Raw genomic sequence first — 15,415 nt, 5'->3', positions numbered from 1 at the left:
AAAAATTATTCGGGGCCGGTCGGGCACAGCCTCTCTTGAAGGACACCTGCCGCAGCGAAATTCCTGTCTGGAAAACCTGCGGCGGCGGAAATGCCTGTCGTTATGCAAGAGAAGAATTGTACATTTCCGACCGATAAACCCGATCTGTATACAGTCGTTCGGCGTGACAGCAAAAGACATCTGAAGAACGACCGCGAGGATCAGAACCTCCAGGAGAGCTCCGCACCTCCCGTGACCGCCGCGCCGTCGCCGTGCGTGAGTTCTCCCTCAAGGCGGAAGGCGGCCGAGAAGCCCCCGTCGCCCGCGAGCTCGAGTCCGCCGCCCAGGATCCAGCGGCTGCGGTCGTTCCAGTCGGCGCGCTGCGAGAAGGTTCCCGGGAGACCGGCGATTCCGGCCGTGAACTCACCGGCGTCCCTGAGGAGCTCGCGCTCCCAGGCGGCGTTCGCCGTCCACTTCCACGAGAAGCCCGTGACGGCCGAGGCAATCGGAGCGGTCTCCGCCGCGACGCCGATCTGAGTCCTCAGCGACCGGTACCAGGCGTCCTCGATCGCCAGGCCGCCGAAGTTCTCCTCCGTCTTCGAGGGCGTGCGCAGCACCGTGCCGATAAGACCAAGGCCCGGGCGCACCGTGAGAAGGCCGTCGGCGAGCGGGAGCCTCGGCCCCGCCTTCACGCCGAGCGCGGCGCTCCAGCGCGTGCCCTTCACCTCCTGCGAGGAATTGAAGTACGGCTGCGCACGCTCGGTCTTTACATTCACCATGCCGACGCGCCCCGAGAGCTCAAGCCACCACGGGCCGGCGATTTCGTTCGAGAGCGAGGCGCCCAGCCAGAGGCCCTGCCCGCGGGTCTTCGCGAGGTACGAATTCGATTCGGAGAAATACGCCGCGGCCATCTGCCAGCCGATCTCGCGGTCGGCGTCCGTCACCGTCACGCCGCCCGCGATGCCGGCGGCCTTGGTGCGGGAGTCGCTCCCAGCCGTGTTGTCGGCGAGCCTGCCGCCGAAGGGCTGCGCCCAGACATGCCTGCCCGTTCGGGCGTTCTCAGAGGGCGCCCGGGCAAGCGTGCGGTCGATGAGGCGCTCCATCGCAAACTGCGCGCGGACGGCGGAGATGTGCGCGTCGCCCGTGAGACTCGCGATCGCCGCGGCGCCGACATCGGCACTGGAGAAGTCAAGCGCCGCGATGAGCAGCTGCGCGTTCCCGGTCGTCGCGTTGCTGTAGTTCCTGTCGAGCATCGCCGCCACGGCGCGCGCTCCCGCGGAGGCGGAGGTTCCGAGGAGCCCCGAGTAGGCGCCTGCCGTGCGCGAGATCGTCGCCGTTCCGTCCTCGGCGACCGTGACCGTGAGCGTCCCGGAAATGCTCGAGAGCAGATCCGCGGCATCCTCCCAGGTCATGTCCGCGGCCAGGGCACTGCCGTCCGCATCGACGAGAGCCGCTTCGCCCTCGGCCACCGTGAGCGCCGTTCCGTCGGCCCAGTAGCCGAGGTCCGGCACGAGGCTTACCCGAACGGCGGAAGCTTCGGACTCGTTGACCGAGGCCGTTCCCGTCAGCGTGACGGAAGCGAGTTTCCCTGAGGACGAGACGCCGACCACGAGCGTACCGTCGCCCGTCTGGCGGTAGTCGCCGTTGATCGTCTGTGTGCCGGTGAGTGCCGTGGACCACACGGCGCCAGCGTTGACGAGCGCGCCCTGGATGAATCCGGAGTCGTCATAGACGCGCGCCTCGGCGCCCGACTCGTCAGCTACGGTGAGGTTCCAGGTGGTCGCGCCCTTCAGGGCCGCGTCCGCGTTCACGACGGCGCCGAGCACCGAAGCCGTGCCGTGAAGCGTCGTCACGCCGTCGGCGAAGGTGATCCGCATGCCGTCCGCGCCGGTGATGTTTCCGTAGTACGTGAACGAAAAGTCGTCGCCGTCGCCGAAGACGAGGTTCGTCGTGAGATCGGTCCCGACGTCCGCCTGCGCATAGATGCCGTCGTAAAGAGACGACGCAGCCTGAAGATACTGGCCGTCCGAGTCCGTCTCAACGGTGGATTTCGCGTTCCACTTCGAGACGATGTCGCCCTCGATAACTGCGCCGGAAGCGATCGTGATCGTCCCGACGAGTGCATTGGGCGAGATGTAGATCGCGTATCCCTGCGGGGCGCTCACTGCTCCGGCGATCGTCACGCTCTCGACGAGGGCGCCGTTCAAAGCCGACACCCTCTCCGAGCGGCCGGCGTTGACCCAGTTCTCCTTCACAGGATTGTCGCTGTCCCAGGGATCGACACGGTATGCCTGCGTGTAGGAACCGCGGTAGCCGAAGACGTCGCCGAGGGCATTGCTGCCGAAGTCAAAGACGAGCGCCCTGCCGCCCGATCCCGCGGCCGAGACGGTCGAGCCCGCCTCGAGGGTGAGCGTGTGGCCGAAGCCGTAGGTGAAGGCGATGCCGGCGCCGTTCGTGCCGTTCGCCGTGATGCGGGTGCCCGAGGCCACGCTGACGGCGTTCTTCTGCCCGTCGACGCGCACACCGATGCTCTCGTCGCCGTCGGCAAGCTGGTCTGCGGCGACGGTCACGGTGTTGAGGCTGCCGTAGACATGAACGCCGATCGCGGTCGACTGCGTGCTGGGGCTGGAGGTCCACGCCCCGTTCTCGCGCGCCGTGAAGGCCTGCGTGATCTCGACCGTTCCGCCGCTCGAGTAGATCGACGTGCCGAAGAAGCGCTTGCGGTCGATCGTGTAGCCGAGGTCCTGGAGCACCGCGAGCTCGGCCTCCATCAAGGTCCCCCAGTTTCTGTACATCTGGTGGCTCATCAGGCCGTTCTGGAGCTCGATGTGATGGAGGTCCGGCGTGCGGTCGCCCGACTCGAGCATCTTTGGCGTGTTCTCGTAGCCGTTCACCGGCAGACCGCCGACGACGGAGTTGACGAGCGTTCCCGTGACGAGATTTCCGTCGGAACCGATGACCTGCGTGTCGGAGAAATAGATGCGCGTGCCCTCGCCGATCACCTCCGTGACGTTGTCGCCCGAGAATTTCACGCCGCCGTTGAGCTCCTGGAAGAGGATGTAGAAAACACCGTCCTCGCGCGTCATGGACTCCACCGAGGACTGAGAGACATCGAATATCGCCTCGATGCGGCTCGAGTCCGTGCTCTTCGTGCCGAAGAGGTCGACGAGGTGAGTCGTGAAGGCCGTGCGCTTCGTCGCATCGGTCTCGAAATAGACCTTCCATGCGCCTGAGTTCCAGCTCTCCGACCTGACCGTGCTCCCGATGCCGAGCGCATGGATGAGTTCGTGATAGACGACTGCAGTCAGGTCCGTGGCCTCGCCGTTCGTCGGCAGCGGACTCACTGTCGTCACGGTGTGCGAGAGGCCGGCTATCGGAAGGTCGATGTTGACCTTGGCGGCGGTTCCCTGGCAGTCGCCCACGCCGAGAATGCAGGCCTGCAGTGTCGAGATGCCGCTCGCGTCATATACGCCGGATTCCGCGGCCGCGTTCGAACTCGGCAGCGCAAGCGCAGTGAGCTCGATCTCCGGCGTCAGCGCAGCGGGCCCGAGCACGGAGCTCAGGTAAAGCACCGAATCCGTGATCGCGGTGACATCCATGTCCCGCAGCGTCCGGATGCCGAACTGCGCAGGCAGATCAGCGTCGACGAATGATGAGGGTTCCCCGGCCTCGAGCACTTTGACGTAGGCCCAGACCGAGCCGTCCGCGCCCGTGACGGGCACCGTCCAGGAGGCGTTCGAGAGCGAGGGAAGGGCCAGCGCAAGCGCCGCCGCGAGAAGGGATTTCTTGAGCATGTGTTGTCCGAGGGAAAGACTGCCTGAGGGAATCACGAATTTTAAGTTGCCGGAAACGCCCGGCCTTTCCTGCTCCCCTCAATGCGGGGCCTCCGCGCTGTTTACATGCCGTTTACAGCACGTAAACCCGGATCATGCAAATTCTTTTGCCGACGGGCAAAAGCAAACCGGGAAGACAAATATCCCGGGACACTATTTGCCGCAAACCGGAACAATCTGTTATTTTTTTGCTTATATTCAATAAGTTACGAAATCTTTAAAATTTCAGCGATGTGCCTTTTACCCATTCCGGGTTAAACTGCAGGGCAAAGGATCTCAGAATCCTCCCCCCGGACGGCGGCCTTCCAGCCCCGGACGCCCCCGTCACATGCCACCGAAACCCAAGGAAAAAATGTCTGCCAATGATCTGATGCAGGCCTTCAGCATCTCCCGCCGCCGGCTGATCCAGTCGGCCGCGGCCGGCGCAGGCCTCTACGCCGCGCACCCGATGATGCGCACCGCGTCTGCCGCGGGCGCCTCGAAGAACTTCCCGCTCATTGACGCCCACCTGCACTATCTCGACTTCATGCAGGAGACAGACGGCTTTGACGCGCTCATCGCCGAGATGGACCGTCTCAACGTCACCCACGCCGTGCTCTTCGGCATGGGCATGGCGAAGCAGTGGGACGAGCATGCGCCGAAGCGCCCGTCCTACTACCTCTCGAACGACTCGCGCTGCTACTACTTCTCGGCGACCGACTACCGCATGATGCTCGACTACATGCAGCTCCCGCCCGAGAAGCAGGCCCGCTTCTTCCCGTTCGTCTGCGGCATCAACCCGAACGACCGCTATGCGGCGCGCCACATCGAGCAGGTGCTCGACGACTTCCCCGGCGTCTTCATGGGGATCGGCGAGGTGATGAGCCGCCACGACGACCTGACTGCCCTCACCTACGGCGAGCCGCCCGCCGCCGACCACAAGGCCTTCCTCTCGGTCTATGACCTCGCCGCGGAGCGCAATCTTCCCGTCCTCATTCACCACAACGTGAGCAGCTCGTACAACGCCGAGCCCATCTACCTTGAGGAGATGAGGAACGCGCTCAAGCACAACCGGAAGACCAACATTATCTGGGCGCACGTCGGGATCTCCCGCCGCGTCGAGATCCCGAACCTGATCGAGATCGCCGACCGCATGCTCGAGGAGAACCCGAATCTCTACTTCGACATCTCCTGGGTGGTCTACGAGGAGTACATCCACCTCGATGCGAGGAGCCTCAACGACTGGGCGCGCCTCTTCGAGAAGCACCCGACGCGCTTCCTCGTCGGCACCGACAAGGTCGGCCACTGGAAGACCTACGGCCCCGACGTGACGAAGTACTACGACTTCCTCGCGAAGCTCTCCGACGAGACCCGCGAGCTCGTCTCGCGCGGCAACATCCTGCGCCTCATCCATCAGGAGAAGGCCGCCTGAGGCCTCTGTCCCGCCCGGGCGGACGGTACCGCCGCCCGTCCCGGAGCCGAACTCCCGAAGGAGCGTCCGTCCCGCACGGCGCTCCTTTTTCATTTCCGCGGGGCGCCCCAGGCGCTCCTCCTCGCTTCCTATAATCGAGGGATTTTCCGCGTCACTTCCCCCCGGCCGCGATCGTTCATCCCTATTTTCTGGAGCCCCACCCTCTATGACTGCTCAATCCTCAGTCACGCCGCCGGATCAGGACCCGCTCGGCCTCGAGGTGAAGAACCTCGTCGTCCGCTACGACTCCGAGGACGTCCTCCGGGACGTCTCCTTCACGCTGCCGCCCGGCGCCTCGCTCGCCGTCGTGGGCGAGTCGGGATGCGGCAAGACGACGCTCCTCACCACGCTTGCGGGGCTCCTGAAGTCCGGCGCGGGCGAGGTGACCTGGCGCACCTCGTCGGGCCGCACGGTCGCGCGTCCGCACTCGAGCTTCGTCTGGCAGAGTCTGGGGCTCCTGCCCTGGAAGCGCGTGCGGGAGAACCTGGCGCTGCCATTGAGGCTGCGCAGCACGCCGGTCAACCGCGCCGAGGGCGAGCGCCGCACCGACGCGATGATCACCGAGCTCGGCCTCGCGGGCCTGGAGAACCGCTGGCCCGCGCAGCTCTCGGGCGGGCAGCGCCAGCGCCTCGCGCTCGGGCGTTCGCTCATCGCCGACCCCGAGGTGCTCTTCATGGACGAGCCCTTCTCGGCGCTCGATGCGCTCCGGCGCGAGCACCTGCAGGAGTTCCTCGCGGGGCTGCGCACCCGCCGCCACGTGACGATGATCTTCGTCTCGCACGACATCCCCGAGGCGGTCTTCCTCGCCTCGCACATCCTGATGCTCGCCGCGAAGCCCGCGCGCCAGATCGAGTTCTACGAGAACCCGGCGTGGCGCCCCGGGCTCGCCTCGGCCGAGCGTGACTCGGTGCCCTACAACGAGGCCTGCCGCCACATCCGCGCGCGCCTGAAGGCCGCTTCCGCCGAATTCGCCGACGCCTGAGGAGAGCATCATGAAACTGCCGCAGTCCATCACGCTCCGCTACCTCGCTGGAACGGTCATTCTGCTCGCCCTCTGGGCCGCGGGCAGCGCTGCGCTCGGCCCCGAGATCCTGCCCGACCCGATGACGGTGATCGTGCACTTCGCGCACTCGATGACGACCGGGGAGTTCCTCAGGCACTTCGGTCTCTCGTCGCTGCGCCTCGGAGAAGCGATCCTCGTCGCGATCGCCACGGGCTTCCCGCTCGGCCTCGCCTTCGGCATGAGCTCGCGCCTCGACTGGATCGGCGCGCCGCTCACCTTCATCACGCTGCCCCTGCCGAAGATCGTGCTCCTCCCGGTCTTCTTCACCATCTTCGGCCTCGGTGACCTCTCGCGCGTGCTGCTCATCGCGCTCGCCACGGGCTTCCAGATCCTCGTCGTCGTGCGCGAGGCGGGCTTGAGCCTCGATCCCGCCTACGAAATGTCGCTCAAGTCCATGGGCGCCACGATCCCCGAGCGCATCATCCACGCGTACCTCCCGGCCGCGCTCCCGTCACTCTTCACGGCCTTGAAGGCCGCCTCGGGCACCGCGATGGCCGTGCTCTTCCTCGCGGAGAGCTTCGCCACGGACGCGGGCCTCGGCTGGTTCATCATGGACGCCTGGGGCATGGGCGACATCGAGGGCATGTTCGTCGGCATCCTGGCGATGAGCGTGCTCGGACTGCTGCTCTACGCGCTGATCGGCATCGCCGAGCGCGTCTTCTGCCGCTGGCAGCACATCTGACCGCTCAGACCGCGGAGGCGTTCTCCCCGTCGGAGACGCTCTCCGCAGGGAGCGCCGGGGCGGCCGCCGGGCCGTCGCCCAACGAATCGATCCCCTGCATCTTCGCGCCCATGCGGCGGCTTCTCGCCGACATCTGCTCGAGCGAGGTCTGCGCCTCGCGGAACTTGCGCTCCACGGTCTCGAACTGCTTCGTGAAGCCCGTGAACTCGGTCTTCACCTCGGAGAGGATGCGCCAGACCTCGGTCGAGCGCTCCTCCATCGCGAGGGTCATGAAGCCCATGAGGAGGCTGTTGAGGAGCGCCGTGATCACCGTCGGACCGGCCGGGGTGATCCTGAACTCGCGCTGCAGACGGTCGGCGAGCCCGGGCGTCCTCAGCGCCTCGGCGTAGAGCCCCTCGGAGGGGAGGAACATCACCGCGAACTCGGTCGTGACCGGCGGATTGACGTACTTTTCATGGATCGACTTCGCCTGCTTCACGAGCGCCCTCTCGAGGCCCTTTCTCGCCGCGGCGGCCCGCTCCGGATCCCCCTCGCGCTCGGCCGCCTCGAGCGCCTCCCAGTCCTCGAGCGGGAACTTCGAGTCGATCGGCAGCCAGCAGGGCTCGGCCGGGTCTCGCCCGGGGAGCCTCACGGCGAAGTCCACGCGCTCGGCGCTCCCCGGCTTCACCTTCACCTGGGAGCCGTACTGACCCGGCGCGAGCACCTCGTCCAGAATCGCCGCGAGCTGCACCTCGCCGAAGGTGCCGCGGGTCTTGACGTTCGCAAGGATGTTCTGCAGGCGCGAAACGCTGCGGGCCATCTCGCGCATTTCCCCGAGCCCCGACTCCACGAGCCCGAGCTTCTCGTCGACGCGCCGGAAGCTCGCCGAGATGCGGTCCGTGAGGGTTGCCTCAAGTTTCTCGGCGACGGTCGAGCGCATCGCCTCGAGCTTCTTCTCGTTCTCGGCGCGCATTTTCTCGAGCGCCGTGTCGAGCGTTCCGCGCACCTCCTTCATCTCGGCCTCAAGCCGCCGGCCGAGCGCCTCCGCGGCACCCGCGTTGGTCTCGAGCACCTTCGCGAAGCGCCCGTCCATCATGCCCTGCAGCCCGCGGAACTCTTCGGCGAGCGTCGTGTTCATGCGGGCGAGGTCCGTGCGCGCGGCGCCCGAGAAGCGCTCCACGGCGTCGCCCGCGCGCTTCTGCTCGGTGGTCACGTAGGAGAGAAGCCCCGTCATCGCCCCGGACAGCCGGGCGTCGGTCTCGCGGATCGCGCCTCCGAGCTCCGAGCGCGTCGCGAGCACGCTCTCGACCAGGGCGTCGACGGTCTCGTCGCGCTCGCGCTCCTGACGGCGGCGGTCCGTCAGATGAAGCGTGATGAGCGCGACGAGCAGGATGACGGCAAGCGCGGCGAGCGCCGTCAGCGTGAGGAGCAGCTCCTGGGTCTCAAAGTGCATCGAAGTGGTCTCCGGCGGAGAATGGGTATTCCAGATGCGGCAAGTTTAGAGAGAAAGAGCGCCGCGGCGAACCGTGACGCTCTTCCCAGTTGTTTCAGTCGGACGCAGAGGAAATCAGGCGGACTTCTGCGAGTCCTCCGGAGCGGACTCCGCCGGCTTTGCCGCTTCCGGTGCGGGCTCGGCCGGCGTTTCCCCGTCGGCGGCCCCGCGGGACTTCGGCGCCATCGCGTCCTTCTTCTCGCGCACCCAGCCGGCGATCCTGCGGCCGATGCTCGCGGCGTTCTCGCGCGCGGAAAGATGAACGGGCTGGCGCTCGCGCATCGTCGCCATCGCCTCGCCCGCGACCTTCGCGGCGGCGGCCTGCAGATCCGCGGCCTCCTCCTCGGAGGCGGAGGGCACGCCGCGCACGGCCGAGACGCTTCTGCGGTACTCGGCGTCGAGCAGGTCGCGCACGGTGCGCATCTGCTTCTCCTGCTCCTCGGCGGCCTCCTCGCGCTTGACGAGCTCATTGATCGTCACGGCGGTGAGACCGATCGAGGTCATGAGCGGCTCGCAGAGAATCGAGAGATTCTCGTCCTCGCCCTCGAAGAGCGCCGCGTCCTCGACGGACTTGACGAGCACGACGACGGGGATCGTGGCATTGAGCTGCCGCGTCACGGCGAGAATGTTCTTCGCCGTGAGGGGCTTGCTCGAGGGCATCACGAGGACGCCCGCCTTCATCACGTGCGCCTGAACGAGCACCATCGGGTCGGTAGCCTCGCCGACGATGACGCCGAAACCGCGGGCGCGCAGCTCCTCGATCGGGTCCGAGGGCGAGCAGATGACGATGGTGCGGCGGCCGTTCTTCTCGAGCGCCTTGAAGAGTTCGTGCGAGGCTTCCGACCCGCCCACGACGACGACCTGGCCGTCGAGCATCTCGCGGGGCGTGTTCGCCGGGAGCTGCGAGAACGGGGGCTGTCGCATCGCCGCGCGCTTGGCCCAGCGGAAGCGGTGGACGAAGAAATTCGAGAGATGCGGCTCGAGCCAGAAGAGCGCCGGATTGACCGCGATCGTGATGATCGCCGCGGCGACGATCACGCTCATCATCGTCTGGTCGACGAGATTGAGCGAGATGCCCTGCCCGGCGAGGATGAAGCTGAATTCACCGATCTGGCCGAGGCAGGCGCCGACGGTGAGGGCGGTGCCGAGCGGCCACTTGAGGAGGATGACGATCAGGAACGAGATCGACATCTTGCCCACGACGATGATGAGCACGACGAGGAAGATTTCCCACGGATGCTGCAGGAAGATGTGCCAGTCGAGCATCATGCCGACCGAGACGAAGAAGAGCACGGAGAACGCGTCCTGGAGCGGCAGCGACTCCTGCGCCGCGCGGTGCGCGAAGCGGCTCTCCTGCATAACCATGCCGGCGAAGAAGGCGCCCAGAGCGAAGCTCACGTCAAAGATCGCGCTCGCGCCGTAGGCGATGATGATGGCGCTGCCGAGAATCGTCAGGGTGAAGAGCTCGCGCGAGCCCGTGTTCGCGACCTCGCGGAGCACCCACGGGAGGATCTTGCGGCCGGCGACGAGCATGAGCACGACGAAGACCGCGGCCCAGGCGAGGGTCTTCGCAACCTCAAGCGCCACCTCAAGGGCGGAGACGTCCTGCGAGCCCTGCACCACGGCGGCGAACGACGGCAGGCACACGAGGAGGAGCACCGAGACCAGGTCCTCCATCACGAGCCAGCCCACGGCCACCTGACCGTTCATCTCGCTCGTGAGGTTCCTGATCTCAAGCGCCTTCATCACGACGACCGTCGAGGCGCACGAGATCGAGAAGCCGAAGAGAACCGCCGCGCCGAAGCTCCAGTGCCAGAAGCCCATGGCGACCAGGGCGCCGAGCACCGCGGCGAAGAGCATCTGCAGCGCCGCGCCGGGCAGCGCAATGCCCTTCACGCGCAGCAGGTCCTTCACGGAGAAGTGCAGACCCACGCCGAACATCAGCAGCATCACGCCGATCTCGGCGAGCTCGCTGATCATCTCGGAGCTCACCGGCGGGAGCCCCGGGATCATGGTCACGGCGAGGCCCGCCATGATGTAGCCCACGAGCGCGGGGAACTTGAGGAAGCGCTCGACGAGGTACCCGAAGGGGAGTGCAAGGCCGAAGCCCGTCACCAGGCTGGTGATAAGGGAATAGCTGTGCATGGGCGTGCACCAGGTGTGAAGAGGTTGGTCCGAACGAAAAAGTTTAATGCCCGTCCCGTCCGCTACGACACCCCCTGAAAGGCTTGGTCACGAATTTCGCGCTTCAGTCACCTGTGCCGTCTGCCGCGGCACGGCCGGCCGGATGAAGAAGCAGAGAAGGCTCACTCCTCAGGGCCCGCTGCCAGCCGGTGACGCGCTTTTCCTGTGGAATGCGGTGTTCGTAAAGGGAGGCGAGCGAGGCCTCGACCGCGTCGGGGAGCCTCGTCGCGGCAAACTTTTCGAGCATGTCGCGCGTGAGTCCTCCCGCGAGCATCAGGTCCACGGGGCCTGCCGGGCAGTGCGCGAGGCCGTCGGCCGTCGGAGCGCGCAGCGGCACGAGGCCCGTCGCGAAGGGCGAGTCGACGCCGATCTGTGCGGCCAGCCCCTGCTCGCCGAGGGTTTCGAACACCCGGGCGAGCGCCTCGGCCATCGCGGGGAGATAAGCCGACTGCAGAATGCCTCCGGCGCAGGCGAGCCCGCGCGCAATGTCCGTCACCGAGTAGAGCAGGAAAAGCCCCGGGACGATCGCCCCGGTGCGGAGCGCCTCCGTGAGCGGGGCGGCCTTGAGCTCAAAGCGGAACTTGTGCCCGTCCGAGCTCACCAGCGCCCGGCCGTCGGGCTCGGGCTGCAGAGGGCGCATGCAGCCGGTCCGGTCGATCGCCCAGAAGAGGAAGGTGCCGCGCACGACATGGCCCTCCTCGACGTGCCAGCAGGCGGCCCGGCCCGAGAGCGACCGATAGAGCTCAAGCACGACCGCGGGCTCGGTGAGGAGTCTCGACACGAGTGTCGTCGGGTCCGCAAGATCCCTAATGATGAGTTCGGCCGTCAGAGACTCGTGATTGAGCGTGACGAGGGGCGGCAGTCCCGCCTCGCGGGTCGTCATGTCCCAGAAGGTGTTCCCTAGCGCGAGGAGCTGCTCGGCGAGCGACTCACGCCGCAGGATGTCGGGGCGCAGGCAATGGTCATGGATCAGGCGCGTGATGAGCACGCGCTCGTGCTCGGACAGGGCGGCGTTCCTCATCACCCGCCCGAGCGCGACGCGCATCGCCGACTCCGTCCAGGGCGGGATCGAGTTCACGGACCTGTGGGGGATGCCGCGGGGGATCAGCGGAATCTCGCAGGGCATCTCCGATGCCGCCGAGCGCGAGGCGATGAGGAGCCCTCTCGGATAAGCGCAGTTCGTGAGCGGGATGTTCGTGACGCTGAGCACGGGCACCGCCTCCTCGCAGCCGAGCGCGAAGAGGAGGTCTCCCTGGAAGAACCTGGGATGCACCTCCAGACTCACATGACTCGCGGTGAGGGCGAGAGGCCGGCGCTCAAGCTCGCGCGTGACCTTCGCGGCGGTCTGCGGGCCGTGAAGCTTCCTTGTCTGCGCGGCCGCGGCCTCGATGAAGTCGTCGACCGGCTGCAGCCCCCGGCGTCCGTGGGGCAGCGACCGCGCGAACTCGGCGAGCGTGGGAGCGGCTGCGTCGGGCGCCATCAGACGGGTGACGTGCGGCAGCACCCGCTCAAGCTGAGTGAGGGCCTCGGCACGAATTTCAGACTTCATCGGGGCGGGCATTCGCTTGTCCTGTTCTCTATTCACCTGAGGATCATGCGACGGTGCGGCCTGCGGGATGCAGAAGAAGTGAAGGTTCCCCCCTCAGCACCTCGAGCCAGCCCTTGATGCGCTCTGCCGCCGGGATGCGGTCCTCGTAGAGATAGGCGAGCGACGCCTCGACCGCGTCCGAGAGCTTCATCGCGGCGAACTTTTCGAGCATGTCGCGCGTGAGCCCGCCCGCGAGCATCAGGTCAACGGGCCCCGCCGGGCAGTGCGCGAGGTGGTCGGCCGTCGGGGCGCGCAGCGGCACGAGGCCCGTCGCGAAGGGCGAGTCGACGGCGATCTGCGCGGCGAAATCCGGTTCGCCGAGTTCTCTGAACACCTGGGCGAGTCCCTCCGCCATTGCCGGGAGATACTCCGTCTGCAGGATGCCGCCCGCGCAGGCGAGCCCCCGGGCGAATGCCGTCACCGCGAAAAGCATGAAGACCGACGGAATGATCGCCCCGGTGCGGAGCGCCTCCGTGAGCGCAGCGACCGTGAGCTCAAGGCGGAACGGATGCCCGCCGGAGCCGACAAGCGTCCGGCCGTCGGGCTCGGGCTGCAGACGGTGAATACGGCCTCTCCGGTCGAGCGCCCAGAAGAGAAAGGTGCCGCGCACGATCTGTTCCTCCTCGACGTGCCAGCAGGCTTTCTGGTTCCTGAGCTCCTGATAGAGATCAAGAATCACCTCGGGCTCGAACAGGATCCTCGAGACGAGCGTCGTCGGGTCCGCGAGATCCCGGATGATGAGGTCCTTCGCCAGTGACTCGTATTCGAGCATGACCAGGGGCGGCAGCCCCGTCTCGCGCGTCACCATCCCCCAGAAAGTGCTTGCAAGCGCGAGGAGCTGATCGGAGAGCGTCGACCGGCGCAGGATATCGGGGCTGAGGAAATGTTCGCGCATCAGGTGCCCGAGGTGCACGCGCTCGTGTGCGGTGAGAGCCTCGTTCTGCATCACCCGTGCGAGCGCGGCACGCATCAGCGCCTCCGTCCAGGGCGGGCACGAGAGCACGGTTCTGTGAGCGCTGCTCTTCGGCAGGAGCCCAATCTCAAAGGGCATCTCGGAGGCCGCCGAGCGCGAGGCGGTGAGAAGCCCTCTGGGGAAGGTCTCGTTCGAGAGCGGAATCATCCCGCCGGCGAGAACCGGCACCACTTCCTTGCAGCCGAGCGAGAAGAGCAGGTCCCCCTGAAAGAATTCGGGATGGAGTTCCGCGCTCACGTGGTTCGCAGTGAGGGCGAGAAAGCGCCTCTCGAACTCGCGCGTGACTTTCGCTGCGGTCTGCGGGCCGTGGAGCGCCTCGGTTCTCGCCGCGATCACCTCCATGAAGTCGTCGCGCGGCTGCGGCCCGCGACGACCCTGCGGCATCGACCGGGCGATCTCGCCGAGCGTCGGTGTGCATGCGCCGGGTACCATGAGCCGCATGACGTGCGGCAGCACCGCTTCGAGCTGCCGCAGAACCGCCGCCCGGATTTCAGTCTTTTCCAGTGTGAGCATTGTCCTGCCTTCAAGCATTGTCGCTTTCTGCGGAAGCTTTTGACTTTGCAGACCTGGAAGTAATAAAGAAAAGCACCGCAGCGGCCACGTAGGCCGTGCCGACCACCCAGGAGATCTGGGGCACCGACATCACCGCGAGCGCGGCACCCGCGGCGAGCGGGGCGATCACCTGCGCGAAGCGCTGCATGGCGTCGAACAAGCTCATCGACTGGTCGACGCCGAGCACCTTCACGATGTTGAGTCCCATCAGGTACTCCGTGAGCGCGGGGATGCAGAGCCCCATGGAGAGGCCGAGCATGACCGCCGCGACCACCGCAGCGATGACGGACGGGAAGAGCCCGAGCGGATAGAGCGCCGCTGCGCAGAGCAGGATCGCGAGCGCCGCGGGCAGTTTCTTCACCGAGGTGGCAGAGGTGAACTTCGCGAAGAGCGGGCTGCTCCAGATGATCACAAGACAGTTGAGCATGTAGACGCGCCCGATGTCGGACTGCGCCACATGGGCTCCGTCAAGGTAGAGCGGCATGAAGTAGTTGAGGAACGCCACGGCCAGCATGGCGGTCGGCATGAGCGCGAGGAGGCAGAAGAGAATGAAGCGCCGCTCGCCCACGGCGCCGAACAGTTCCCTCAGCGTCATCCTCGGCGCGGCGGCGCCGCCGCCGGTGCGCTGGTCAAGCGGCCTGTTCGTGAGGAAAAGCGGCGGAACGAACGCGAGAAGGACAGCCACCACCACGGCGAACAGGAACACCGGCGCAAAGCCAAGCCGTTCGGCGGCCATGGCGCCCACGGCGCAGCCGCAGAGCGATCCCGCGTAGACACCCGCGAACATGTCGGCGATCTTGCTCTCTCGCACCGTGCAGGCCTGCATCGTCAGAATGCACAGACCGTACCCCGCGCCGCACATGCCGCGCGCGACGATGTACTGCCAGGGCGCGACGGCGAGATTGCAGCAGAGCATGCCGATCGCGATGAGAAGGAACCCGGCGACGAGCGGCAGCCGCGCGCCGCTGCGCTTCATCCAGGTGCCCGCGACGAAGGCGCAGAGTCCCGTCATCGCGAGCTCGGCCGAGATCGGGAGGCCTAGAAGCATGTCGCGTGAGGCCGCGTCGGCGGGCACGAGCTCGGCCATCCGGAGCGGCACGAACGAGATGCTCATGTCGGTGGCGAAGCACAGGAAGAAGCCCATCGGGCGGAAGAGATTGCTGCTCGAGAGGCTGTCGAGCTCCTTCGTGCGGCCGCGGAGCTTCTCGAGAAGAGGCGGCAGGCGCATCAGGAGCAGGAAAAGCTCCGTCATGAAGAGGAGCGCGACCACGGTGAGGGTCAGCATGTCAAAGACATTTACGCGCAGGTGTTCAAGCCAGGGCGCGCGGATGAGCGAGATGACGAGCTTGTAGGTGCCTTTCGTCGCTCCGGAGACCGAGTCAGCGATGTCCGCCCACCGGCCCGAGTACCTGACTTCATCCCGGAGCTCCGAGACCTCGCTTCCGGCGAGCACGGGGGTGCCTGCCGGGGCGCTTCCGGCCCAGCGCTTCCCGTCGGGCGAAAGCACCTCGATCATCACGGTGTCGTTGTGGCCCTTCGCAACGCGCTCAAGGTAGCTGTCGACGCTTGAGGTCTCCGAGAGATTGATCTGTAACTCTATGAGTTAGGGAATCGAACGGCAGGAGGAAGCGGCGGAAAGC

The 15,415-nt window shown here is 66.5% G+C and carries 9 protein-coding genes; 3 read left to right on the top strand and 6 right to left on the bottom strand.

Features of this window, described 5'->3' with window-relative positions:
* Positions 1-200 precede the first annotated feature (200 nt).
* Positions 201-3,773 carry an autotransporter outer membrane beta-barrel domain-containing protein gene (locus tag Q4F91_RS09835; RefSeq protein WP_303337233.1) on the bottom strand — a complete coding sequence of 1,191 codons (3,573 nt, stop codon included), beginning with the start codon at positions 3,771-3,773 and terminating at the stop codon, positions 201-203.
* 391 nt (positions 3,774-4,164) lie between these two features.
* On the opposite strand from Q4F91_RS09835, the gene Q4F91_RS09830 reads away from it, so the two are divergent.
* The 3 genes from Q4F91_RS09830 to Q4F91_RS09820 all read left to right on the top strand — a co-directional run bounded on the left by Q4F91_RS09830 (position 4,165) and on the right by Q4F91_RS09820 (position 7,007).
* The gene (locus Q4F91_RS09830) at positions 4,165-5,223 is read left to right on the top strand and encodes an amidohydrolase family protein (protein ID WP_303337230.1); all 1,059 of its coding nucleotides are present in this window, start codon (positions 4,165-4,167) and stop codon (positions 5,221-5,223) included.
* 205 nt (positions 5,224-5,428) lie between these two features.
* A complete protein-coding gene (locus tag Q4F91_RS09825) occupies positions 5,429-6,244 on the top strand; it encodes an ABC transporter ATP-binding protein (protein ID WP_303337228.1) in 816 nt (271 codons plus the stop codon).
* Positions 6,245-6,254: 10 nt separating this feature from the next.
* Positions 6,255-7,007 (top strand): ABC transporter permease, encoded by a 753-nt coding sequence (locus Q4F91_RS09820; RefSeq protein WP_303337226.1) that lies wholly within the window; start codon positions 6,255-6,257, stop codon positions 7,005-7,007.
* Positions 7,008-7,011: 4 nt separating this feature from the next.
* Here Q4F91_RS09820 and rmuC read toward each other — a convergent pair whose 3' ends face one another.
* From rmuC to Q4F91_RS09795, 5 genes are all read right to left on the bottom strand, one after another.
* Entirely contained in the window at positions 7,012-8,439 is a 1,428-nt protein-coding gene (gene rmuC / locus Q4F91_RS09815) for a DNA recombination protein RmuC (RefSeq protein ID WP_303337225.1), read from the bottom strand.
* A gap of 114 nt (positions 8,440-8,553) precedes the next feature.
* Positions 8,554-10,623: a cation:proton antiporter gene (locus Q4F91_RS09810; RefSeq protein ID WP_303337223.1), complete on the bottom strand. Its 2,070-nt coding sequence runs from the start codon at positions 10,621-10,623 to the stop codon at positions 8,554-8,556.
* A gap of 103 nt (positions 10,624-10,726) precedes the next feature.
* Complete coding sequence (locus Q4F91_RS09805; protein ID WP_303337221.1) at positions 10,727-12,223, bottom strand: hypothetical protein; 1,497 nt, start codon at positions 12,221-12,223, stop codon at positions 10,727-10,729.
* Positions 12,224-12,254: 31 nt separating this feature from the next.
* Positions 12,255-13,736: a hypothetical protein gene (locus Q4F91_RS09800; protein ID WP_303337219.1), complete on the bottom strand. Its 1,482-nt coding sequence runs from the start codon at positions 13,734-13,736 to the stop codon at positions 12,255-12,257.
* A 10-nt stretch (positions 13,737-13,746) separates the two neighbouring features.
* Positions 13,747-15,291: an MFS transporter gene (locus Q4F91_RS09795; protein WP_303337217.1), complete on the bottom strand. Its 1,545-nt coding sequence runs from the start codon at positions 15,289-15,291 to the stop codon at positions 13,747-13,749.
* Between the last annotated feature and the right edge of the window lie 124 nt (positions 15,292-15,415).

The organism is Sutterella sp. (genome assembly GCF_030539355.1).
Classification (GTDB): domain Bacteria; phylum Pseudomonadota; class Gammaproteobacteria; order Burkholderiales; family Burkholderiaceae_F; genus Sutterella.
The sequence above is the reverse complement of the archived record's forward strand: the minus strand, read 5'-3'. Positions and strand labels throughout refer to the sequence as shown.

Bases quoted from the DNA above. Each gene is read 5' to 3' on its own strand.
- Q4F91_RS09835 (WP_303337233.1), bottom strand. From the start codon at position 3,773: ATGCTCAAGAAATCCCTTCTCGCGGCGGCGCTTGCGCTGGCCCTTCCC.
- Q4F91_RS09830 (WP_303337230.1), top strand. From the start codon at position 4,165: ATGTCTGCCAATGATCTGATGCAGGCCTTCAGCATCTCCCGCCGCCGG.
- Q4F91_RS09825 (WP_303337228.1), top strand. From the start codon at position 5,429: ATGACTGCTCAATCCTCAGTCACGCCGCCGGATCAGGACCCGCTCGGC.
- Q4F91_RS09820 (WP_303337226.1), top strand. From the start codon at position 6,255: ATGAAACTGCCGCAGTCCATCACGCTCCGCTACCTCGCTGGAACGGTC.
- rmuC (WP_303337225.1), bottom strand. From the start codon at position 8,439: ATGCACTTTGAGACCCAGGAGCTGCTCCTCACGCTGACGGCGCTCGCC.
- Q4F91_RS09810 (WP_303337223.1), bottom strand. From the start codon at position 10,623: ATGCACAGCTATTCCCTTATCACCAGCCTGGTGACGGGCTTCGGCCTT.
- Q4F91_RS09805 (WP_303337221.1), bottom strand. From the start codon at position 12,223: ATGCCCGCCCCGATGAAGTCTGAAATTCGTGCCGAGGCCCTCACTCAG.
- Q4F91_RS09800 (WP_303337219.1), bottom strand. From the start codon at position 13,736: ATGCTCACACTGGAAAAGACTGAAATCCGGGCGGCGGTTCTGCGGCAG.
- Q4F91_RS09795 (WP_303337217.1), bottom strand. From the start codon at position 15,291: ATGATCGAGGTGCTTTCGCCCGACGGGAAGCGCTGGGCCGGAAGCGCC.